The 21983-nt window shown below is 38.7% G+C and carries 17 protein-coding genes; 13 read left to right on the top strand and 4 right to left on the bottom strand.

All coding sequences use genetic code 11. The features are described from left to right. Positions 1 to 2: 2 nt before the first annotated feature. The 4 genes from RIB54_RS14075 to RIB54_RS14090 all read left to right on the top strand — a co-directional run bounded on the left by RIB54_RS14075 (position 3) and on the right by RIB54_RS14090 (position 8524). Entirely contained in the window at positions 3 to 698 is a 696-nt protein-coding gene (locus RIB54_RS14075; RefSeq protein WP_350101510.1) for a LytR/AlgR family response regulator transcription factor, read from the top strand. A gap of 163 nt (positions 699 to 861) precedes the next feature. Beyond that, the gene (locus RIB54_RS14080) at positions 862 to 6558 is read left to right on the top strand and encodes a BspA family leucine-rich repeat surface protein (protein ID WP_350101511.1); all 5697 of its coding nucleotides are present in this window, start codon (positions 862 to 864) and stop codon (positions 6556 to 6558) included. Positions 6559 to 6592: 34 nt separating this feature from the next. After that, positions 6593 to 7507: a PorP/SprF family type IX secretion system membrane protein gene (locus tag RIB54_RS14085; RefSeq protein ID WP_350101512.1), complete on the top strand. Its 915-nt coding sequence runs from the start codon at positions 6593 to 6595 to the stop codon at positions 7505 to 7507. Positions 7508 to 7798: 291 nt separating this feature from the next. Further along, positions 7799 to 8524 (top strand): hypothetical protein, encoded by a 726-nt coding sequence (locus RIB54_RS14090; RefSeq protein ID WP_350101513.1) that lies wholly within the window; start codon positions 7799 to 7801, stop codon positions 8522 to 8524. Here RIB54_RS14090 and RIB54_RS14095 read toward each other — a convergent pair whose 3' ends face one another. The 4 genes from RIB54_RS14095 to RIB54_RS14110 are packed head-to-tail and all read right to left on the bottom strand — an operon-like array spanning position 8525 to position 10612. Continuing rightward, positions 8525 to 8761 (bottom strand): CBU_0592 family membrane protein, encoded by a 237-nt coding sequence (locus RIB54_RS14095; RefSeq protein ID WP_350101514.1) that lies wholly within the window; start codon positions 8759 to 8761, stop codon positions 8525 to 8527. 9 nt (positions 8762 to 8770) lie between these two features. Beyond that, positions 8771 to 9331 carry a ribosome recycling factor gene (frr, locus tag RIB54_RS14100; RefSeq protein WP_350063348.1) on the bottom strand — a complete coding sequence of 187 codons (561 nt, stop codon included), beginning with the start codon at positions 9329 to 9331 and terminating at the stop codon, positions 8771 to 8773. Between the two features lie 23 nt (positions 9332 to 9354). Then, complete coding sequence (gene pyrH, locus RIB54_RS14105; RefSeq protein WP_350063347.1) at positions 9355 to 10059, bottom strand: UMP kinase; 705 nt, start codon at positions 10057 to 10059, stop codon at positions 9355 to 9357. A gap of 58 nt (positions 10060 to 10117) precedes the next feature. Then, the gene (locus RIB54_RS14110; RefSeq protein ID WP_350063346.1) at positions 10118 to 10612 is read right to left on the bottom strand and encodes an acyl-CoA carboxylase biotin carboxyl carrier protein subunit; all 495 of its coding nucleotides are present in this window, start codon (positions 10610 to 10612) and stop codon (positions 10118 to 10120) included. A 265-nt stretch (positions 10613 to 10877) separates the two neighbouring features. Between RIB54_RS14110 and RIB54_RS14115 the strand changes: the two genes are divergently transcribed. The 9 genes from RIB54_RS14115 (at position 10878) to rodA (ending at position 21983) form a co-directional block, all read left to right on the top strand. Further along, positions 10878 to 13322: a TonB-dependent receptor gene (locus RIB54_RS14115; RefSeq protein WP_350101515.1), complete on the top strand. Its 2445-nt coding sequence runs from the start codon at positions 10878 to 10880 to the stop codon at positions 13320 to 13322. 51 nt (positions 13323 to 13373) lie between these two features. Continuing rightward, complete coding sequence (locus RIB54_RS14120; RefSeq protein ID WP_350101516.1) at positions 13374 to 14240, top strand: geranylgeranylglycerol-phosphate geranylgeranyltransferase; 867 nt, start codon at positions 13374 to 13376, stop codon at positions 14238 to 14240. Positions 14241 to 14250: 10 nt separating this feature from the next. After that, positions 14251 to 14832 carry a phosphoribosylglycinamide formyltransferase gene (gene purN / locus RIB54_RS14125; RefSeq protein ID WP_350101517.1) on the top strand — a complete coding sequence of 194 codons (582 nt, stop codon included), beginning with the start codon at positions 14251 to 14253 and terminating at the stop codon, positions 14830 to 14832. A gap of 51 nt (positions 14833 to 14883) precedes the next feature. Beyond that, the gene (gene purH / locus RIB54_RS14130) at positions 14884 to 16407 is read left to right on the top strand and encodes a bifunctional phosphoribosylaminoimidazolecarboxamide formyltransferase/IMP cyclohydrolase (protein WP_350101518.1); all 1524 of its coding nucleotides are present in this window, start codon (positions 14884 to 14886) and stop codon (positions 16405 to 16407) included. 84 nt (positions 16408 to 16491) lie between these two features. Next, positions 16492 to 17517, top strand: coding sequence for a rod shape-determining protein (locus tag RIB54_RS14135; protein WP_350063341.1), 1026 nt, complete (start codon positions 16492 to 16494; stop codon positions 17515 to 17517). 41 nt (positions 17518 to 17558) lie between these two features. Further along, a complete protein-coding gene (mreC, locus tag RIB54_RS14140; protein WP_350063340.1) occupies positions 17559 to 18389 on the top strand; it encodes a rod shape-determining protein MreC in 831 nt (276 codons plus the stop codon). 62 nt (positions 18390 to 18451) lie between these two features. Beyond that, positions 18452 to 18907, top strand: a complete 456-nt coding sequence (locus tag RIB54_RS14145; RefSeq protein ID WP_350063339.1) for a Rod shape-determining protein MreD — start codon at positions 18452 to 18454, stop codon at positions 18905 to 18907. Continuing rightward, positions 18907 to 20712 (top strand): penicillin-binding transpeptidase domain-containing protein, encoded by a 1806-nt coding sequence (locus RIB54_RS14150; RefSeq protein WP_350101519.1) that lies wholly within the window; start codon positions 18907 to 18909, stop codon positions 20710 to 20712. Before RIB54_RS14145 ends, RIB54_RS14150 begins: the two co-directional genes overlap by 1 nt. After that, on the top strand, positions 20709 to 21983 hold the full coding sequence (gene rodA, locus RIB54_RS14155; protein WP_350101520.1) for a rod shape-determining protein RodA: 1275 nt from the start codon (positions 20709 to 20711) through the stop codon (positions 21981 to 21983). Before RIB54_RS14150 ends, rodA begins: the two co-directional genes overlap by 4 nt.

Below are 21983 nucleotides of genomic sequence, written 5' to 3' on the forward strand. Positions count from 1 at the left end.
AAATGGAGAGATCAGTACTTATAGTTGAGGATGAACCACTTATTGCAGATGACTTACTCTATCATCTTGAAGATATTGGTATAAGTACTATAGAAGTTGCCCTTAAATATGAGGAAGCTTTAGAAAAAATTCAAAACACGCAATTTGATTTGGCACTGCTGGATGTCAATCTATCAGGAAATCGGGATGGCATTGATCTCGCCAATTTTATTAAAAGACAGCAATCGCTACCTTTTATCTTTATTACCTCTTACTACGATCAGGATACTTTAAACAGGGCAAAAGAGACTGATCCTTTGGCTTACATTCTCAAACCTTTTGACAAACGGGAAGTGACTGTTGGTGTCGAGATGGCCTTTCATAAAATAGCCTTGTTAAAACAGGCTCCATCCCGTTTTTACGTAAGGGATAAAGATGGCCTCTTGCCTGTAACCCCAGATGAAATTTTGTATGTGGAAGCTTTTGATAACTATGCCAAGGTTTTCACTGAAACAAATTCACATATCATCAGCCATACTCTGAAAAGTATAGAAGATAAACTCACCCCGTTTGGTTTTGACAGGGTTCATAAGTCCTACCTGATAAACACCAGTAAAATCTCCAGAATTAATGATGGTTATGTGTTTTTCAATGAGACACCCATTCCGATAGGAAGGGCCTATAAGAACATTTTCATGTCAAAAATAGCATTGCTCTAGAGCTGACAACTTTCCTTATGTCGTTCACTAACAAATAGTTGTCGTTCACTAAATTGGCTTAGATCATAGTTCTATTTAATCTTATCTTGAGACTATGTCTCAATTTATCCGCTTTCGTTTCTCCCTGAATGTTCTCCTCTTTCTGCTGATTAACAGCAGTTTGATGGCGCAGTCATTTATAACCACCTGGAAAACAGATAATCCGGGCAGTTCCAATGACAATGAAATTACCATTCCTACAACTGGAGGTGGCTACAATTATGATGTAGACTGGGGCGATGGAATGAGCGATACCGGAGTCACAGGAAACATCACTCACACGTATGCTGTCGCAGGCACATATACGGTTACAATTTCAGGTACCTTCTCAAGAATCTATTTTAACAATGGCGGTTTTTTTGGTGATGATACCGATTCTGACAAATTACTAACTATTGAACAATGGGGTGATATTGCCTGGTCTTCAATGGCAGGGGCATTTAGCGGCTGCTCAAACTTGCGTATAAACGCTTCAGATTCACCTGACCTTTCAGCGGTTACAGATATGACGGAAATGTTTTATGATGCTGAAGTATTAGATGACAATATTAATAATTGGGATGTGAGTAACGTCCAGATCATGAACAGTATGTTCAGGGACGCAGTTTCCTTCAACCAGCCCCTCAATTTATGGGTAACTGATAATGTTATCAACATGAGGAGAATGTTCTCTTTTGCCTCTGCTTTTAATCAGGATATCGGTGGCTGGAATGTTAGTAATGTAACTGACATGAGCTCCATGTTTGGAGGGGCAACATCCTTTAATCAGGACATTAGTGGTTGGACTGTAACCAGTGTACTTACCATGAACCAAATGTTCTCTGTTGCCACGTCTTTTAATCAGGACATTGGAGGTTGGATAATGACCAGTGTTACCGATATCGGAGGTATGTTCAATGGTGCTACTGCTTTTAATCAGGACATTAGCGGATGGGATGTAAGCAATGTTACTAGCATGATCACGGTTTTTAGCAATGCTCCAGCATTTAATCAGGACATCAGCGGATGGGTGGTAGACAATGTGAATAATATGAGGGCGATGTTCAATGGAGCAACGGTATTCAATCAAAACATAAGTGGATGGAATGTAGCTAATGTTGGTGATATGGAGGATATGTTTAATGGGGCCTCAGCCTTTAACCAGGATATCAGCGGCTGGGTAGTTTCAGGAGTAGGGGATATGTCAGGAATGTTTGAAGATGCCATCTCTTTTAATCAGGATATAAGCGGCTGGAACGTTAGCAATGTAGATGATATGCGATTTATGTTTTCAAATGCTACATCCTTCAATGCGGACTTAGGCGGCTGGGTTATTACAGATTTAAGGTTTGCTGTTAACATGTTCAATAATTCTGGACTGTCTATTGAGAATTACGATGCAACGCTTATTGGTTGGAGTGGTCAGGCTGTTCGGAGCAATGTTTCCCTGGGAGCCCAAAATATTTTTTATTGTGCTGCTGAAGGTGCCAGGGGAAATTTAATTACAACATTCAATTGGTTTATTTCAGATGGTGGTCAGGGTTGTATAGCAGTATATGACGGGCTGGATACTGCCGCTCCTGAAATAATGAACGGTCAGGCCGCGCCCATAGAATTCGGGTCAATTAGTGTATTGCCAGCAACTAAAACCAGAAACATTACCATTCTTAATCGCATTCTTAGTGACTTAACTAATGTGAATATTGCTATTACCGGAACAGCTTTTAGTATAGTTCCTGCCGCCCCGACAACCATTACATCCGGTACTTCAGAGACGATAAATGTGGTGTTAAGCGGTAATACACCCGGTGTTTTCTTAGAAACAGTTTCTATTACCAGCGATGATTTTAGTGGCACATTTTCCTTTGATTTGGTCGGTGAAATTACAGCTGTTCCAGAGCCAGAGATGGTAGTATATGAAGGAACATCCATAACAGGAACAGAGATAATAGACGATCAACCAAGCACATACGATTTTGGAAGTGTGGGGAGGGGTAATATTCTAGCAGCTGAAATAACCCTTACTAATATTGGCTCTGCATCCCTTGATATTTCAAATATGTCAATATCGGGTAGTGCTTTCAGTTTCGCGTCCACTACTCCTGCATCAGTAGCAGTTGGCGCTACAGAAACTGTGCAAATCATTCTAGATGGAAGTGTTTCCGGCATATTTACTGAAACCCTCACTATCATAAACAATGATACAGATGAGGCCACTTTTAATTTTGATATTGTAGGTGAGATTGTAGGACCTGACATTGCTGTTTTTCAGGGTACTGATATTTTCTCATCCATTGATGAAATTTTCGATGGGCAGGCTACTAGCCTGGACTTGGGGACAGGTCCTCAAGGAGCAGCCATCGTTCAGCAAATAACCATTGCCAATTTTAATCCACTGGATTTAAATGTTTCAGATATCTCTATAACAGGATCAGCCTTTAACATTAATGCAATTACCCCATTCTCTATTGCAGCTGAGGTAGATGGAGTTATAACGCGCATAACATTTGAGTTAACACTGAGCGGAGCTAATCCTGGAACATTCAATGAAACCATTATTATAACCAGTGATGATGATGATGAGCCAACCTTTGAATTTCCTATAACTGGAAACATTAGTCCCGCTGGGGGAATAATAAGATATGTCAAGTGGGATGCGACAGGAAACAATGACGGCACCTCCTGGACGGACGCATTCACTGATTTGCAAAATGCTTTGGCAGTTGCCATCAACGAGGATCAAATATGGATCTCAGAGGGTATTTACAAACCAGACCTGAGTGGCCCCGGGAATACTAGCTTGACCTTCAATATCATTTCAGATAGACTGAGGCTATATGGAGGATTTTTGGGGACAGAATCACAACTATCAGAAAGAATTGGTGACCCTACTTTGACTGTCTTGAGTGGTGATCTCAACGGAGATGATGGAGCAGCATTCACAAATACGTCTGACAATTCGGAGAATGTTCTTACGGTTAATGGATTCATTGTTTTTATAGATTATCTAACTATTAGTGGCGGAAATGCCCCATCGAATGGTGGAGGCATATTGGCCAACGATGCTGGGGTCTATCTTACAAATGCGGTGTTAGAAAACAATCAGTCAAATATTTTTGGAGGAGGTGTTTATCTAGATGGTGGATCTATTCAATTTTATAAAACGTTAATCCGCAATAACGAGGCGGGAAATTGGGGAGGTGGGGCACATATCATCAATGCCGAACCCTACTTTTTTAGATCTATTTTTGAGTCCAATGAGGCGTTTGCTGGTGCAGGATTGTACATGGGCAATGCTAATCAGGTGAATAATTCAACCTTTTATTATAACCAGTTCATCAATAATGGACAGAATCAGGGAGTAGAAGGTGGCGCTATCCAACTGTTCGACAGTTATTATGAAAGTTTTGGAGATTTGTTTATTAATAATTTCGCCTATGATGCTGGAGGAGCCATTTATGCAAGAGACGGCTCCACAATACTTTTAACCAATTCAACATTTGGGAATAACTCTGTTAATGACGCTTCAGCGGACATTTTTTTTACTTCTAATGACCTTTTGGGTATTTATAACTCCATACTTTGGGGGGCTACTAGTTTGTCTGGGGCAACAGGATCGCTGGTAAGTATCAACAATTACCCAGCCTCTTTTGAGATACGAAATTCTATTGTTCAGGCATGGGATCCTTCAGAATACAGTATTGCTCCTGTTGCTACTAATGTATCCGACTTAGATCCGCTGTTTACCGATGCCGCAAATGACGACTTCACTTTAGGTAACAGTTCTCCGGCAATTGATATGGGTGACAACTCCTATGCTTCCTATTTGGATGTTGAGGATGAAGATGGAGATATGGACTTTTCAGAACCCGTACCCTATGACCTATCGGGAAATTCTCGCTATTTCAACTCGACAATTGATATTGGGGCATATGAAAATCAACCTGCATCTGTTCCAGAGCCAGAAATAGCGGTTTTTCAAAGTAGCATCGAAATATTTAACGGACAATCTAGCCCTGTCAATTTTGGTGCACAAGTGCAGGGCACAGGCATTAATCAAACGCTATCCATAGAAAACCAAGGCAATGCCGACCTTACAATTACTGACATTAACATTTCAGGTACTGATTTCATAATCAATTCAGCAATATCCTTTCCTATAGTCATAGGTGTCAGCGGAAATCAGTTATTAGATATTTTATTATCTGGAAGTACTGTAGGAACATTTACAGAAACAGTCACCATCCAAAGTGACGATCTGGATGAAGGAGTATTTGACTTTGAGATTACAGGAGAAATAACAACTCCACCCACACCTGAAATAGCAGTATTTCTGGGGAGTGAAATTTTAGATGGTCAGGCTGCTGCTATTGATATTGGCACTATAGTGCTCGGTTCTTCCACATCTCAAACTTTTACTGTAAACAATACTGGTTCAGCAGATTTAACAGTTTCTGGTATTACTATCAGTGGCTCTTCTTTTTCTTCTCCCACAACTACCCCTTTTACTATAATCTCTGGTGGCTCATCAACTTTTGATATTACACTTCATGCCGCCACTGCTGGTAGTTTCACTGAAACTGTGACTATTACTAATAATGATGCAGATGAAGGAAGCTTTGAGTTTACTATCACAGGAGAAGTAACCTCTACAAACAATTCGCCTACTATTAGCCCCATAGCAGATACCACAATTGATGAAGACGGTAGTACTGGTAATCTACCATTTACCATTAATGATGCTGAAACTAATCTGGATGGCCTGATTGTAACGGCTTCTTCAAATAATGCAGCATTGGTACCTTCAACAGGTATTGTTTTGTCTGGGGCAGGTGGTGACAGAACTATAAATGTCACCCCTGAAAGTAATGTCAACGGCAGTGCCACCATTACTGTGCAGGTAGATGATGGCCAGGCTGTGGTGAGTGAAACATTTACTTTGACAGTGGTTCCGGTTAACGATGCTCCACTAATTACTGGGCAGTCAGCCTTATCCACTTTACAAAACACATCTATCACAGTCAGTCTTGATAATTTTACAGTAACAGATATAGATAATACCTATCCTGATGGTTTTAGTCTGATTATCAATAATGGAGCAAACTACACAGTGGATGGTGTTAATATTACACCAGATGCTGATTTTGTTGGTGATTTAATCGTACCAGTTCTCATTAATGATGGACAAGATGATAGTCCAATTTTTAATGCTACTGTAACAGTTGAAGCCGGGCATCTCTCTGTGGACATTGAAGGAGCCCCGTTAGCTAATGGCAGCATTATAAATTTTGATGACATTCCTGTAGGAGCAGAAGATAGCCGCGAACTTATCATTACCAATACGGGTTCGGTTGCCTTGATAATAACTGACATAGTAATTTCTGGTGATGATTTTATTTTAAACAGCGCTATCCCTGATCCAATACCCCCATCTGAAAACAGCCCACTTTCCATTTCCTTTCGTCCTAGCTCTATAGGCCCTAAAACGGCAACAGTCACTATTAGCAGCCAGTCAGCAGCCGATTTTATTGCTACTCTTAACGCAAGTGGGCTTTCTGAAGCACCACCCTTGGAAATTTTCAATGTGGTTACTACACAGCAAAACGGGAAGCATGACTTTCTGGAGATAAGAAATATTGAGTTCTACGAATCGAATAAGGTATTTATCTACAACCGTTGGGGCAATGAAGTATTCAAAACAGCTAATTATAACAACACAGACAACAGCTTTATTGGTAATACAACTGGAGGGGATGAACTGCCAGATGGTACCTACTATTATGTGATTGAGCTAAATGGCGGTGAAACAGTTGAAAATGGATTCTTTTTACTTAGAAGATAAGGGTATGAGATTGATATTTATAACAGCACAAAATATGAGAAAGAACATTGGCTTATCAGTTCTTGTATTGATTATAACAGCCAGTGGTCTAAGAGCACAGCAAGATCCATTGTATAATTTATATTCATTCAATCAATATATGATTAACCCTGCCTATGCAGGCGTATATAATAATTTCTCTGCCAACTTGATTACACGTAAGCAGTGGGCTGGTATTGATGGTTCTCCACTCACAAATTTATTTACAGCACATACATCAGTTGGTGATCAGTTTGGTACAGGAATACTCATTGTAAATGACCGCTTGGGCATAAATAACAACACGGAGGCACAACTCTCTTTTTCATATAAAATAACATCTGGAAGTAAAACTCTGGCTTTAGGGGTGCAAGGCGGTGTGGTTGGATACAAATACGACTATAATAAACTAAATCTGGCATTTGTAGATGATGAAGGGTTGGACATGAATAATGATGGTTTCAGTAAAGCCAATTTTGGTGCTGGAGCATTTTACATGACAGACACTTACTATTTTGGATTTTCGGTGCCCAGAATACTAAATGCCAAAGTTAATGATGGCGTAAGTACTAGCACCCGCTATCTGCCACATTATTATTTAAGTGGAGGGTTCATTATTAAACCCAAGTCTGTAAGCTCCTTCTTATTAAAGCCTTCCTTTCTAGTTCGATATACTGAAAAACAGGTTTCTGCGGATATTAGTATTAATGCATTATTTGCAAATACCCTTTGGGCAGGACTTACTTTAAGAAACTTTGATGGAGTTGCCATTAATACCCAAATTCAGGTCAATCGTGCTTTTAGATTAGGGTATTCATTTGAACTGCCTACCAATCAACTGGTGCAAAGTAATTTTGGAACACATGAAGTATCCCTATTGGTAGAGTTAAACCTGTTTAAAGATCATTTTGATATCGAAAGGTATTTTTAACTAAAAGCGCTTCTTGACTGGCTTCATTCATCTTACAGCATTGACTATACCAATTGAACCGATGGTAGCTGGCAAATCATTAGAATAATCAATTCGCCAGTCATCCTTGATTCCTAATCAGGATTAATGTCTTAAAAACTAACTTTATTTACATTAGGTTAGTATTGCTTTTTTTAAATTAAATAGTAGAATATTGTTAGTGTGGATTAATGAGCTTCCATATGTTTGTATTGATAAGGCTCGTTTATTTCTAATAATGACTGCTATACTTTTAAAATTTCAAATTGTAAGATGAATTCACCTTCTGCTAAAGCTTTTATAACATTCATTTTTGCTCTGATAGCAACAAATGTTTTTTCACAAACTAATAAGAACAAACCAAAACTAAATATCAGTGTTGGTTACTTATACTCCGAACTTAGTGAACCAAAGAGCTATGATCCATATGTATATTATGATTACAAGACGGAAGCAGGAAATGGTTACTCTATTTCTGCTTTGGTTGATTTTCCTCATAATAATTTTGAAGTATCATTAGGAACGTCCTTTTTTTCAACAAGGAATATTTTAACATTTAATAGACGACCATCGGTAGATCAAGGTCTGTGGGGGTATAGAAAGGAAGTTGAATTGAACTATCTGAATTTCAGAATACTTCTGAAATATCATCCGTTACGTTGGATGAATTTTCAAAGTGGTCTTGGATTTTCTTTTCCTCTAAATCATCAAATCAGAACCCTCGAAGTTGAAGCGGTCAGGCCTGATATTCCGGTTCCTACAAGTCTCACTTTAAATGTTTGGGAGGATTTTGAAAGTTCTGATGCAATGGCTATCAATCTCCCTGTCGGGGTGGCTTTTGGGCTTGAAAGAGGTCCTTTTATTGCTTTTAATTACTATTTGCCATTAATAAATATGACTGGGGAGGAAGAAAATACTTTTGTAACCTGGGGCGGTCACAAGATAAATATGTTTGAACTTAGCGTAGGTTGGAAATTTGATTTTGAGAAGAAAGAATGATTAAGCTTTTAAAGCCTTGTAAACCCCCCAAACAGAAACTAAACACCAGGCAGCTTCAAGTATAATGAATGGCCAATAGTCTAACATTACCGAGGCTGCACATGCCAGTGCTGCACCAATGAGGTTGAGCAGAAGATAGGGAAGCTTTTTAGAGTCAATCTGCTCAATCAGATTAAGAAAGAAGGCCAATAAAATAAGAAAGACGCCAGAGGCGCCTATCCAATCAGTGATATTCATATATCTTTTTTAAACCGTCATTATCTCTGCTTCTTTATGAGATAAGATGTCATCTATTTTTTTAGTGTACTCATCAGTTAATGCCTGCACTTTGTCTTCAGCTCTCTTTATATCATCTTCTGGAGCTCCATCTTTCTGAAGTTGCTTCAAAGCATCATTGATCTCTTTACGAGTGTTTCTGATACTGATTTTACCATTCTCACACTCGTTTTTAGCTTGTTTCACCAAACCAATCCTTCTGTCTTCGGTAAGCTGAGGTATGTTTATAATAACCTGTTCGCCATCATTTTGAGGGTTAAAGCCTAAGCCACTATTAATAATCGCTTTTTCAATGTTTTGAATAACTGACTTTTCCCAAGGCTTGATAAACAATGTACGCGCATCTGGGGCACTTACGGAAGCAACTTGGTTTAAAGGAGTATCAGCGCCATAATATTCAACCATTACGCTCTCAACCATCGCTGGACTTGCTTTCCCTGCTCTGATCTTTCCTAATTCACCAGTTAAATGTTTGATGGCTTTACTCATCATCTCACGACATTCATCGAGGTACATTTTAATTTCTTCCATGACTAATTATATATCGGGTTAGGTTAATTTATTAAGGTTCCGGCCTTTTCACCTTTTAAAACTTCCATAAGGTTGCCGGTTTTGTTCATGTCAAATACTATAATCGGCAAATTATTTTCCTGACACAAGGTAAAGGCCGTCATATCCATTATGTTCAGGTTCTTTTCATAAGCTTCCTGGAATGATAATTCAGAATATCTCGTAGCTGTAGGATCTTTTTCAGGGTCAGCAGTGTATACTCCATCAACTCTGGTGCCCTTCAATACTACATCTGCCTGTATTTCAATCGCTCTTAAACTTGCTGTGGAATCAGTGGTGAAATATGGATTACCAATACCAGCACCAAAAATCACTATTCTTCCTTTTTCCAGGTGTCTGATGGCCCGTCTTCTGATAAATGGCTCACAAACCTGCTCCATTTTTATTCCAGACATAAGCCTGGTATACATACCAGCTGTCTCAAGTGCACTTTGCAAGGCCATACCATTTATAACAGTAGCCAACATACCCATATAATCTCCCTGAACCCTTTCTATACCTGCCGCTTCTGCCTGTACACCTCTATAGATATTACCACCGCCAATAACAATGGCAACCTCTACTCCCAAATCCTTAACAGCTTTTATTTCTTCAGCATATTGCTTTAGGCGTTCAGGGTCAATGCCATAGGAAACATTTCCCATTAAAGATTCACCACTAAGTTTGAGTAATATTCGGTTGTACTTCATCAAGTTCTCTTAAGATTAAAATTGTGCAAATATAGTATGCTTAATGGAAAATCGGTGGTCAAAATAGAACAAGTACCTGATTTTTTTCGACACTGTCCCCTTTTTTGACTTTAATCGACTTTACCACCCCATCACCAGGAGATTTTAAGACATTTTCCATCTTCATGGCCTCAAGTATCATAATGGCATCGCCCTTTTTCACTTCATCACCTTCTTTGATATCGATTTCAAGGATAAGACCAGGCATAGGGGCTTTTACATCATTAACTTTTGCCGATGCAGAAACGTCCATACCCAACTTTTCTAGAAGCAGGTCAAACTTGTCTTTAAGCTCAACATCAACCTTTTTACCGTTGATTTTCATGGCAACCGTCCTGGTTTGAGCATCTACATTAATAACCTCCGCTCGGTAAGATTTATGATTACTTAAAATATGATACGTCCTTTCACCAATCTGAGTCATGTCCCAATCAAAGGGAGAGTCGTTTAAAAAGGCTTCTGATTTTTCGAACTTAACTTCGTAGTTGTTTTTGTTGACTTTTGCTTTGTACATAATTCCGGAATATGATGCCCAAATATAATGGGTTTCATTTTATCATTTTTTGCTGAGGTGTATTATTTGAGATTTAATAAATATCATAAGTCATTATTTATACCTTTGCACCAAAGGGGTGCCTAATATAAAGGCTGAGATTATACCCAAGGCTCTATAGCTAGAGCTGAAACCTGATCCAGATAATGCTGGCGTAGGGAGGTATGTTAAATTGTTGAAGGGAATCCCCTCTCTCTTCGTTTTTTAACACTTAAAATTTTTAATCATGAGAATTATTCTCGGAGTAGTTTTACTCACACTGTTGCACGCCAATGCATTGGCACAATTCAACTATCGTATTACTGTTAAAGATGCTGAAACCGGCCAGGCGTTGCCAGGCGCTAATATTGTCTTTAACAACCAGATTTCCGTCACAGATAATGAAGGGAAAGCACAATTTGAGTCCCTTTCAAAGGGAACTTACCCGATCAAAGTAACTTTTGTTGGTTATGATGATCTGGCAATGAATGTTAAAATTAATGAAAGCAGGACTGATGTACTGGAGCTAAACCCAGGCACATTAATGACCGATGAAGTGATTGTTTCCTCAACCAGGGCCAGTGCTGAAACTCCGGTTACTTTTTCTTCTTTGGATAAAGAGAAAATAGAGAAACAAAATTCAGGGCAGGATTTACCTTTTGTTCTAAACTTTACTCCTTCTGTTGTTTCTACATCAGATGCTGGTGCTGGTATTGGCTATACGGGTCTTAGAATCCGTGGTAGCGATGCCACAAGAATTAATGTCACTATCAACGGTGTGCCGCTCAATGATAGTGAATCGCAGGGTGTTTTTTGGGTTAACATTCCTGATATAGCTTCATCAACGAATAACATCCAGATTCAGCGTGGTGTAGGTACATCTACTAATGGAGCCGGTGCCTTTGGGGGTTCTATCAACCTTCAAACAAATGACCGTGAAACGGCCGCTCACGCAGAAGTGACTAATACATTCGGGTCTTACAATACAAGAAGGCACTCTATTGGATTTGGTACTGGGTTACTGAATGACCTTTGGACTATTGATGGTAGAATTTCAAAAATCAATTCTGATGGATATATTGATAGGGCGTCATCCGACTTGACATCTTATTATTTTGCTGGAGGTTATTATGGTGAAAAAACTATGTTAAAAGCCTTGGTCTTTGGAGGAGCTGAAGTTACCTATCAGTCATGGTATGGCACACCTGAAGCGGTATTAGAAAATGATGCCGAAGGTATTGAAGCTGTAATAGCCAACAATGGCCTAAATGCCGAACAAGCTGAAAATATGCGTAATTCTGGCCGTACTTTTAATTGGTATTTGTATGATAATGAGGTTGATGATTACAAGCAAGATCACTATCAACTACATCTCTCACATCAGGTAAATGATAATTTTTCATTCAATGTTTCTGGACACTATACTTACGGCCGCGGATTTTTTGAGCAGTATAGGTATGATGATGACTTTGAAGATTATGGCTTAGACAACGTAATTGTAGGAGCAGATACTGTTTTTTCAACTGACTTGATTAGAAAGCGGTGGTTGGATAATGATTTTTATGGACTTACATATTCGTTTAACTATGAAGATGGCCCTTTGAAATTAATATTTGGTGGTGCTGCCAACAGATATGATGGTGATCACTTTGGTGAATTGATCTGGGCTGACTTTGCCTCGGGTTTTGATGCCGGTGACCGTTATTATGAAAGCAATGGCGTGAAAGATGACTTTAATAGTTATTTAAAGGCTTACTATCAAATATCAGATCCTTTGAATGTTTTCCTTGACCTTCAATACAGAAAGATAGGTTACAAATCTCAGGGAGTCGATAATGACCTTCAGCAGATCGATATTGATGCTGACTTTGATTTCTTCAACCCTAAATTAGGGGCATTCTATCAGCTGTCAGGCAGCGAGGCTCTTTATGCTTCTTTCGCTGTAGCGAATAGAGAACCAGTAAGGAGTGACTTTATTGATTCGAATATTAAGCCTAAAGCAGAAAGGTTGAATAATTTGGAATTAGGTTATAGAATGACCAATACTAATAAGAGCATTGGTGTCAACTTCTACTATATGGACTATAAGGATCAGTTAATATTGACGGGCGAGGTGAATGATGTTGGAGCTTCTGTCAGAACCAACGTTCCTGAAAGTTATAGGGCAGGGCTTGAATTTGAAGGTAGCGTGAAACTATCGAATAACCTGAACTGGGCAGCTAATCTTACATTGAGTAGAAATAAGATTGAGAAGTTCACAGAGATAATTTATGACTATGGCCCTGCTTTTGATGAATATAATATTATCGCCAATGAATATTCGGATACTGATATTGCATTTTCTCCAAACGTAATAGCCGGATCTCAATTGGCCTATTCTCCTTTTAGAAATTTCGAAGTTGCGCTCTTATCAAAATATGTAGGCAAGCAATACCTGGACAATACTTCAAATGAAAACAGAAAGATTGATGCTTATTTCGTCAATGACATTAGGTTGGATTATAGCATCTACTCCGAAAAGCTTAGAGAGCTAAGGTTTTCATTGCTGATTAATAATATCCTGGATGAAGAGTATGTGTCAAATGGCTATACTTTTGGTTACCAGGGTGGGCCTGATTATGTAGTTAGGGAGAACTACTATTACCCTCAAGCCCCAACCAACTTTTTAGCCACTGTGACACTTAAATTTTAATAGTTGGATTAGTTATCATCAGGGTTTAATTTTGGAAAAAATTAGATCCTGATGGTTTCAGAAACGCATTCCAAACCTACCAACTTTTCTATATCAGGATTTATCCAACTTACCCGCTTTTGGAACCTCCTGATCATTGCTTTGGCTCAGTATTTTACTGCTTATTTTCTGCTTAGCAATAGTTCTTTGGTTTTCTCTAAAGAGATGGCGCTGCTTTCATTTTCTACCATCATCATAGCTGCAGCTGGCTATATCATCAATGACTATTACGATGTGAAAATTGATTTAATCAACAAGCCCAAAAGGGTGGTTGTAGGCAGGATATTAAAACGAAGAGTAGCCATGATTGCTCATACAGTGCTTAATTTTATAGGTATTGGTATTGGGTTACACCTATCCTGGAAACTCGGTGCGCTAAATTTCCTTTGTGCTTTTGTGCTTTGGCTCTATTCTAATCAGCTCAAAAGAATTGCTTTCCTCGGTAATCTATCAGTCGCGTTACTTACAGGTTTATCTATTCTAATTATAGGTTTGTTTTTTGAACCTGATAATATTCTTATTATGGCTTACTCGCTGTTTGCCTTTGCATTTACACTCATTAGAGAAATAATAAAAGACATTGAAGATCTTAAAGGCGACTCCACTTTTGGCTGCAAGACATTGCCTGTTGTTTATGGTGTGAGAAAGACCAAGAGTATTATTTACATACTCTCTTATCTTTTCTTGATTGGCCTATGCACGTTGGCTTATTTGATTGTAGGCCTGGCCATGACTTATCTGTGTTTAGGTCTGATAATACCTATTGGCTATTTAACCTTTAAATTATACCGGGCTGATAAAATATCAGAATACAATTTCTTAAGCAATTACTGTAAGTTTGTGATGCTTTTTGGCATTTGTACAATGGTTTTCTTTTAACAAAAACGGTTTGATCAACATAGCAATCTTTGCTTCTGGTAGCGGTTCTAATGCACAAAAAATAGCAGAGCATTTTCAAGAATCGTTAAACATAAGAGTATCTCTTATTTTAACTAACAACCCTAAAGCTTTTGTTTTAGAAAGAGCAGAGAAACTCGATATACCTTCTCATATCTTTAACCGAGAGACTTTTTATAAATCTACAGATGTTGTCGATGTGCTGAAGAATAACAATATTGACTTTGTTGTTTTAGCAGGGTTTATGTGGCTGGTTCCAGGATATTTGGTAGAGGCTTATCCTAATAAGATTGTGAATATTCATCCGGCCTTATTACCAAAATTTGGTGGCAAAGGTATGTATGGTGATCATGTGCATAATGCCGTGAAGCAAGCTGGTGAAAAAGAGACCGGGATTACTATTCATTTTGTAAATGAACATTATGACGAAGGCAATATTATTTTCCAGAGCAAGTGCGAAGTAGTCGAAAATGATACTCCTCAAACGATTGCTGAAAAAGTTCATGCTCTTGAGTACCAACACTACCCAAATGTAATTGAAGAGGTGATATTAAAGTCATTCAAAAATTCCTAGCTTTGCGGCTTTAAAAATCCCGACCAGCAGGTCAAACATAATACCACTACAATGTCTGAAGTTAAAATTAAGTCAGCCCTTATATCTGTTTATTATAAGGACAATCTTGAGCCAATTGTTAAATTATTGGCAAAAAACAATGTTCAAATCTATTCTACTGGAGGCACACAAAAGTTCATTGAAGATCTTGGTGTAGCAGTTACACCTGTTGAGGAAATGACTACTTACCCTTCAATTTTTGGAGGTAGAGTTAAAACCCTTCATCCGGCCATATTTGGTGGAATATTGCATAGAAGGGAACTTGAAGAAGATGTAAAGACTGCTGAGCAATATAATATCCCAAGCATAGACCTTGTCATTGTTGACCTTTATCCTTTCGAGGAGACCGTAGCTTCAGGTGCAAGTGAAGCTGATATTATTGAGAAAATTGACATTGGCGGTATTTCTTTGATCAGGGCAGCAGCTAAAAATTTCAAAGATGTACTAATTGTATCATCCAGAGAGCAGTACAAGGATGTGGAGCAGTTACTTTCAGAAAAGAATGGTGCAACAGACTTGGCTGACAGAAGAAACTTTGCAGCAAAGGCGTTTGACATCAGCTCAAATTATGATACAGCAATTTTTAATTATTTCAACCAAACTGAAAATATAACTTCATTCAAACAGAGCGTAAGACAAGGTAATACCTTACGCTATGGTGAGAATCCCCACCAGCAAGGTACGTTTTATGGCAATCTGTCAGAAATGCTTGAGCAGCTAAACGGAAAAGAGATGTCTTACAACAACCTTGTGGACATTGATGCGGCAGTTTTGATTATTGAGGAGTTTGAAGAAACAGTCTTTGCTATTTTAAAACATACTAATGCTTGCGGTGTGGCTACAGGAGCAACCGTGAAAGAGGCTTACCAAAAAGCATTTGCTGCTGATAATGTTTCAGCTTTTGGTGGTGTATTGATCACAAATAAAAAAGTTGATCTTGCTGCTGCTGAAGAAATGCACAGTTTATTCTTCGAAGTATTGATTGCCCCTGATTTTGATCAGGATGCTTTGGAATTGTTGAAAGGTAAGAAGAACAGAATTTTATTGAAGCAGAACCACAAACTCACTTCAACTAAAATGTTTAAGAATCTTCTGAATGGAGTTATTGAACAGGACAGAGATTTGAAAACTGATAGTCTTGAAGACTTAAAACCGGTTACAAAGCGCCAGCCTACAGATAGTGAGAAGCGCGCGTTGGTTTTTGCCAGCAAGATTGCCAAGCACACAAAATCAAATACCATTGTATTGGCTAAAGAGGGCCAGTTGCTTTCTAGCGGTGTAGGACAGACTTCAAGAGTTGATGCTTTAAAGCAAGCCATTCATAAAGCAAAAGCCTTTGGTTTTGACTTAAAAGGAGCTGTAATGGCATCCGATGCTTTCTTCCCTTTTCCTGATTGTGTAGAAATAGCATGTGAGGAAGGAATTGAAGCAGTCGTTCAGCCAGGAGGGTCAATTAAGGATCAGGATTCGGTTGATTTTTGCGATAAAAATAACATGGCTATGGTATTTACAGGAGTACGCCATTTTAAACACTAAAATTGTTTTTATTTGTGGTTCTAAACGGAAAGTTCTTTGTAAATTTCCGTTCATTGATTTCATCAAATTAGATTAAGGGATAACATGGGATTGTTCGATTTTTTTTCCAGTGATATTGCAATTGACCTGGGTACTGCCAATACACTTATTATTAACAAAGATAAAATAGTGGTGGATGAGCCATCAATTATTGCTATTGATAAAAACACCAATAAGGTGTTGGCCATTGGTAGGGAAGCAATGCAGATGCATGAAAAAACCCATGACAATATAAAAACCATCAGACCACTTAAGGATGGTGTTATCGCTGATTTCCATGCTGCGGAACACATGATCAGAGGTATGATCAAAATGATTGATACAGGAAAGAAATTTTTCCCATCTTCTCACAGAATGGTAATCTGTATCCCTTCTGGTATCACAGAGGTTGAAAAAAGGGCGGTACGTGACTCTGCAGAACATGCAGGCGCCAAAGAAGTATATATGATTCATGAGCCAATTGCAGCAGCTATTGGTATAGGTATTGACATTGAGCAGCCTATAGGATCCATGATTGTTGACATTGGTGGAGGAACAACTGAAATAGCTGTTATAGCACTTTCAGGTATAGTTTGTGATCAGTCTATAAGAGTAGCGGGTGATACCTTTAACAGGGATATTCTTGATTATATGAGAAGACAGCATAACCTGTTGATAGGTGAGCGTTCTGCTGAAAAAGTTAAAATTGAAGTAGGCTCGGCATTGACAGAGTTAGATGATGGACCTGAAGATTATGAGATCAGAGGTCGCGATTTGATGACAGGTATTCCTAAAGTAATCAAGATTTCATACTCAGAAATTGCTTTTGCGCTTGATAAGTCAGTTTCAAAAATTGAAGAAGCGGTGCTAAAAGCATTAGAGATTTCACCACCTGAGTTGTCTGCAGATATTTATGACAATGGTATTCATCTGACTGGCGGAGGCGCCTTGCTAAGAGGGTTGGACAAAAGACTCGCACTTAAAACCAAACTCCCAATACACATTGCTGAAGATCCATTAAGAGCAGTGGTTAGAGGTACAGGCTTTGCATTGAAAAATCTCAATGCTTACAAGGCCGTCTTGATGATATAGTTGCTTTTGCCATTTTCTAACCTTTAAATCAACTTCGGTGGATGCAAAGATTATTTCTGTTTTTATATAGATACCGTGCGTTTTTAACTTTCCTTTTTTTGGAAATTCTATGCATTTGGTTAATAGTTCAGAATAATACTTATCAGTCAGCTAAATATTTTAATTCTTCCAATCGAATCTCGGCAAGCTTACTTTCTACGTCAGGAGGCATTAGCGATTATTTTAATCTCGCAGAGGTTAATCAAAAGCTGTCAATAGAAAACGCCTTGCTCAAAGAGCAGATTGAGCAGTTCAATCAAAGTCTCTATAACCTGAATGTCAGGCAAAACAGGGATTCTGATCTAATGAACCGCTATGAGTTTATTAGCGCCAAAGTTATAAATAATTCCACCCGAAGATTCGATAATTATATCACAGTCAACAAGGGTACTAAGTATGGTATTGAACCAGGGATGGCCGTTGTTGACGGGAATGGGGTAGTTGGCAAAGTGAAAAATGTATCGGCTAATTTTAGTGTTATTACTTCCGTATTGCATGGCAACGCGCTGATTTCATCAAAGCTAAAACGAACTGGAGATCTTTGTACTGCTTCGTGGGATGGGGTGGATCCTCAATTTGCTACATTACTTTATCTTCCTCGTCATGTTGAAATGCAGATTGGTGATACTGTAGTAACATCAGGTTACAATGCAGTATTTCCAGAAGATATTCCTGTAGGTATTATTGAGTCGTTTGAGATTAGTGATGAGGCACTTTTTTATGATGTTAAGATCAAACTGGCAACTGATCTTAATAGCCTATCATATGTGTACCTAATAAAAAATAATAGCAAAATAGAACAGGACTCTTTAGAGAGCATCACAATAGATTAATGGGCAGTTCGAAAGTCATAGTATACGTTATTTCATTTTTTGCATACATCTTGTTGCAGAGCATGATATTACAGAACGTGGTTCTTTTTGATAGCGCCTTTTGTTTTTTATATGTTGCTTTTATTCTTCTGCTACCGGTAGATATGAGCGTTCTGGCTTTAATGGCGCTGGGTTTCATAACTGGCTTCACCGTTGATATTTTTTATAACAGTATGGGAATTCATGCATCGGCTTGTGTGTTTATAATGTTCATAAGAAACTACTGGTTGAATCTTATTACCCCTCAGGGTGGATATGATTCAGGAGCAATGCCCAGTATAGAATTAAATGGATGGCAATGGTTTTTTGGATATGCATTGCCACTTGTGCTTGTTCATCATTTAATTCTGTTTTTTGTTGAGGCATTTGGGTTTGGGTTGTTTGGCTTTACCTTGTGGAAAGCCATACTAAGCACCATTTTCACAATGGTCATAATTTTAATAGTTCAATTTATATTCTATAAAAGAAAGCGTTCATAGTGGACGATACCAGGAAAAATATAATTCAGCTAATTGTAATTGTGGTGGCAGCCACATTCCTGATAAAGCTATTTTCGATTCAGGTGCTTGATTCAAAATATGCTCAAGCAGCAAATAGCAACATCATTCATGAGGTAATAGAATATCCGTATCGTGGACTCATATATGATCGCAATGGCGAATTAATAGTTTTCAATACTCCTCAATACAACCTTACGGTCATTCCTAAAGATGTTAAGAAAATAGATACCACTAAATTTTGTGAGCTTTTCCAAATAACACGACAGGAATTTATCGATAAATTAGAAACGGCCAAGAAGTTTTCTTACGTTCAGCCATCTATTTTTATCAAGCAACTGTCAAATAAGGATTTGGCAAAGGTGCAGGATTACCTGGTGGATTTTCAGGGGTTTGACATTCAAGCCAGAACCACTCGGTCATATGCCAGTCCAGTTTTAGCCAATGCTTTGGGCTATGTTAGTGAGGTCAGCAAGCGGCAGTTAGAGCGTGACACCATTGATTATTATAGACAGGGTGACTATATCGGACAAAGTGGAATTGAGTCATTTTACGAAAAGCAACTCCGTGGAAAAAGAGGGGTGCATTATGTGATTAAAAATGTTAGAGGTGTAGAAAAGGGTGTTTTTGATGGTGGAAAATACGACACACTTTCAGTACCAGGTCAAAATTTAGTCTCAACAATTGATCTTACCCTTCAGGAATATGGTGAATCATTGCTGGCAGGTAAGTCAGGTAGTATTGTGGCAATTGAGCCTTCTTCTGGAGAAATACTTTCATTGGTATCAGGCCCATCATATGACCCAAACCTGCTGACAGGCAAGGATTACAGCCAGAATTTCTCTCTCATTAGTGCTGACACCGCCAAGCCTTTGTTTAACAGGCCATTAATGGCTCAATATCGTCCAGGCTCAATTTTTAAAATTATTCAAGCCTTGGTTGCTCTTCAGGAAGGTGTAATTAATAGGCAAACTTATATTCCCTGCATTATGGTGCCCATGAAATGCCATTATCATGGACCAGGGGAAACGCTCATTGGTGCAATAACCAACTCTTGTAATCCATACTTTTACAATGTGATGAAAAGGGTGGTTAACCGTGGTGTTTCGGAGAGTCCATTTGAAGATACAAGACTTGGCCTTGAGGGATGGAATCAGCATGTTAGAAGTTTTGGACTCGGAAGCCCATTAGGTATAGACTTACCCAATGAGAAAACTGGCTTAGTGCCTAGTGTTGCCTATTATGATAAGGCTTATGACAATCGCCCATGGAAATATTCTAACATTTATTCAATTGCCATCGGTGAGGGCGAAAATCTTGTTGTGCCTATTCAGATGGCAAACTTTGCTGCCATTGTGGCAAACAGAGGATATTATTACATTCCGCATTTGGTGAAATCAATTGGTGATTCGGGGCAGCCGCTGCCCCAATATACTGAAAAGCACTTCACAACAGTAGATTCCAAATATTTCGATATTGCCGTTGAAGCTATGGCCAATGTGGTTGAATCTGGCACAGGGCAATACAGGGCCAAGCTTAAAGACATTGAAGTTTGTGGCAAGACAGGAACCGTGCAAAATGATCCCATGCCCGACCATTCAGTTTTTATAGCTTTTGCGCCAAAAGACAATCCCAAAATTGCCGTGTCAGTGTATGTAGAAGATGCAGGCCAGGGAGCCCGGGCAGCAGCTTCTATAGCTAGTTTGATGATAGAGAAATACCTATTGGGAGGGACAGAAAGGCCACATATTGAAGAGTATGTTAAAAAAGGGGAGTTTCTACATTGAGTGGAAGAGATAACATAACAAACAATATAGATTGGCTGACAGTAATCCTGTTTATGTCAATAGCAGTGTTGGGCTGGTTAAACATTTTCGCAGCGGTTTATGATGAATCTGCTAATCAAAGCATTTTTGACATGACGCTGAATAGTGGTCGCCAGCTATTTTTTATGGCTTCTTCAATAATTTTGATTATTGCCATAATGGTGGTGGATTTTAAGTTTTATGACACTTTTGCTTACATCATCTATGGAGTGGTTGTATTTTTACTGATTCTAGTGGTATTTGTTGCACGAGAGATTTCAGGAGCAAACTCTTGGTTGGAAATAGGGCCATTAAGATTACAGCCTTCTGAGTTTGCTAAATTTGCTACTGCATTGGCAGTGGCCAAGTACATGGACAGTGCGGGTTTTAGAATGGATCGCTTAGGCAAGCAGATAGTTTTATTCATTATCATTGGAGTACCAGCCATCTTAATTGTTGCCCAAGGTGATACAGGAACGGCATTAGTTTATAGTGTATTTGTTCTGGTTTTCTTTAGGGAAGGAATGTCGCCAATGCTATTGATTCTTGGTGTAGCGGCTGCCATAATTTTTGTGCTAACCTTACTTGTTCCTAACCACCTTTACTTGTATATCGGTATTGCTGCCACTGCCGCTATAATTATTCTTTTCATTAAGAAGCGAACAATTAAAAAAATAGCCGTTGTTTTAGCTGGGGCGCTGATTATAGCAGGAGTTATTCGAAGTGTTGATTATGTAATTTCAGATGTTCTTAAACCTCACCAACAGAATAGGATAAAAGCTCTTATAAATCCTGATGCCGATCCATTAGGTTATGGGTGGAATGTAACCCAGTCAAAAATAGCCATAGGTAGTGGAGGGTTTGCAGGTAAAGGCTTTTTGAGAGGAACACAAACAAAATTTGACTTTGTGCCAGAGCAGAGTACAGATTTTATTTTTTGCACTATCGGAGAGGAGCATGGCTGGTTTGGCAGCTTACTTACCATATCCCTTTTTGTCACTTTAATTTTAAGGATTATATATATATCTGAGCGGCAAAAGTGGCGATTTGCCAGAGTCTATGGCTATAGCGTTGCGTGTATTCTCTTTTTTCACTTTGCAGTTAATATAGGCATGACCATTGGTCTTTTTCCGGTTATAGGCATACCACTTCCACTATTTTCCTATGGGGGATCATCCCTTTGGGGTTTCGCTATCCTCGTGTTTATTCTATTGAAATTAGACTCGCACAGGATGCAGGTATTGGTACGCTAG

This window comes from Fulvivirga sp. (genome assembly GCF_040218215.1).
Classification (GTDB): domain Bacteria; phylum Bacteroidota; class Bacteroidia; order Cytophagales; family Cyclobacteriaceae; genus Fulvivirga.

Coding starts and splice junctions, on each gene's coding strand:
- RIB54_RS14075 (WP_350101510.1), top strand. CDS start 3: ATGGAGAGATCAGTACTTATAGTTGAGGATGAACCACTTATTGCAGAT.
- RIB54_RS14080 (WP_350101511.1), top strand. CDS start 862: ATGGCGCAGTCATTTATAACCACCTGGAAAACAGATAATCCGGGCAGT.
- RIB54_RS14085 (WP_350101512.1), top strand. CDS start 6,593: ATGAGAAAGAACATTGGCTTATCAGTTCTTGTATTGATTATAACAGCC.
- RIB54_RS14090 (WP_350101513.1), top strand. CDS start 7,799: ATGAATTCACCTTCTGCTAAAGCTTTTATAACATTCATTTTTGCTCTG.
- RIB54_RS14095 (WP_350101514.1), bottom strand. CDS start 8,761: ATGAATATCACTGATTGGATAGGCGCCTCTGGCGTCTTTCTTATTTTA.
- frr (WP_350063348.1), bottom strand. CDS start 9,331: ATGGAAGAAATTAAAATGTACCTCGATGAATGTCGTGAGATGATGAGT.
- pyrH (WP_350063347.1), bottom strand. CDS start 10,059: ATGAAGTACAACCGAATATTACTCAAACTTAGTGGTGAATCTTTAATG.
- RIB54_RS14110 (WP_350063346.1), bottom strand. CDS start 10,612: ATGTACAAAGCAAAAGTCAACAAAAACAACTACGAAGTTAAGTTCGAA.
- RIB54_RS14115 (WP_350101515.1), top strand. CDS start 10,878: ATGAGAATTATTCTCGGAGTAGTTTTACTCACACTGTTGCACGCCAAT.
- RIB54_RS14120 (WP_350101516.1), top strand. CDS start 13,374: ATGGTTTCAGAAACGCATTCCAAACCTACCAACTTTTCTATATCAGGA.
- purH (WP_350101518.1), top strand. CDS start 14,884: ATGTCTGAAGTTAAAATTAAGTCAGCCCTTATATCTGTTTATTATAAG.
- RIB54_RS14135 (WP_350063341.1), top strand. CDS start 16,492: ATGGGATTGTTCGATTTTTTTTCCAGTGATATTGCAATTGACCTGGGT.
- mreC (WP_350063340.1), top strand. CDS start 17,559: ATGCAAAGATTATTTCTGTTTTTATATAGATACCGTGCGTTTTTAACT.
- RIB54_RS14145 (WP_350063339.1), top strand. CDS start 18,452: ATGATATTACAGAACGTGGTTCTTTTTGATAGCGCCTTTTGTTTTTTA.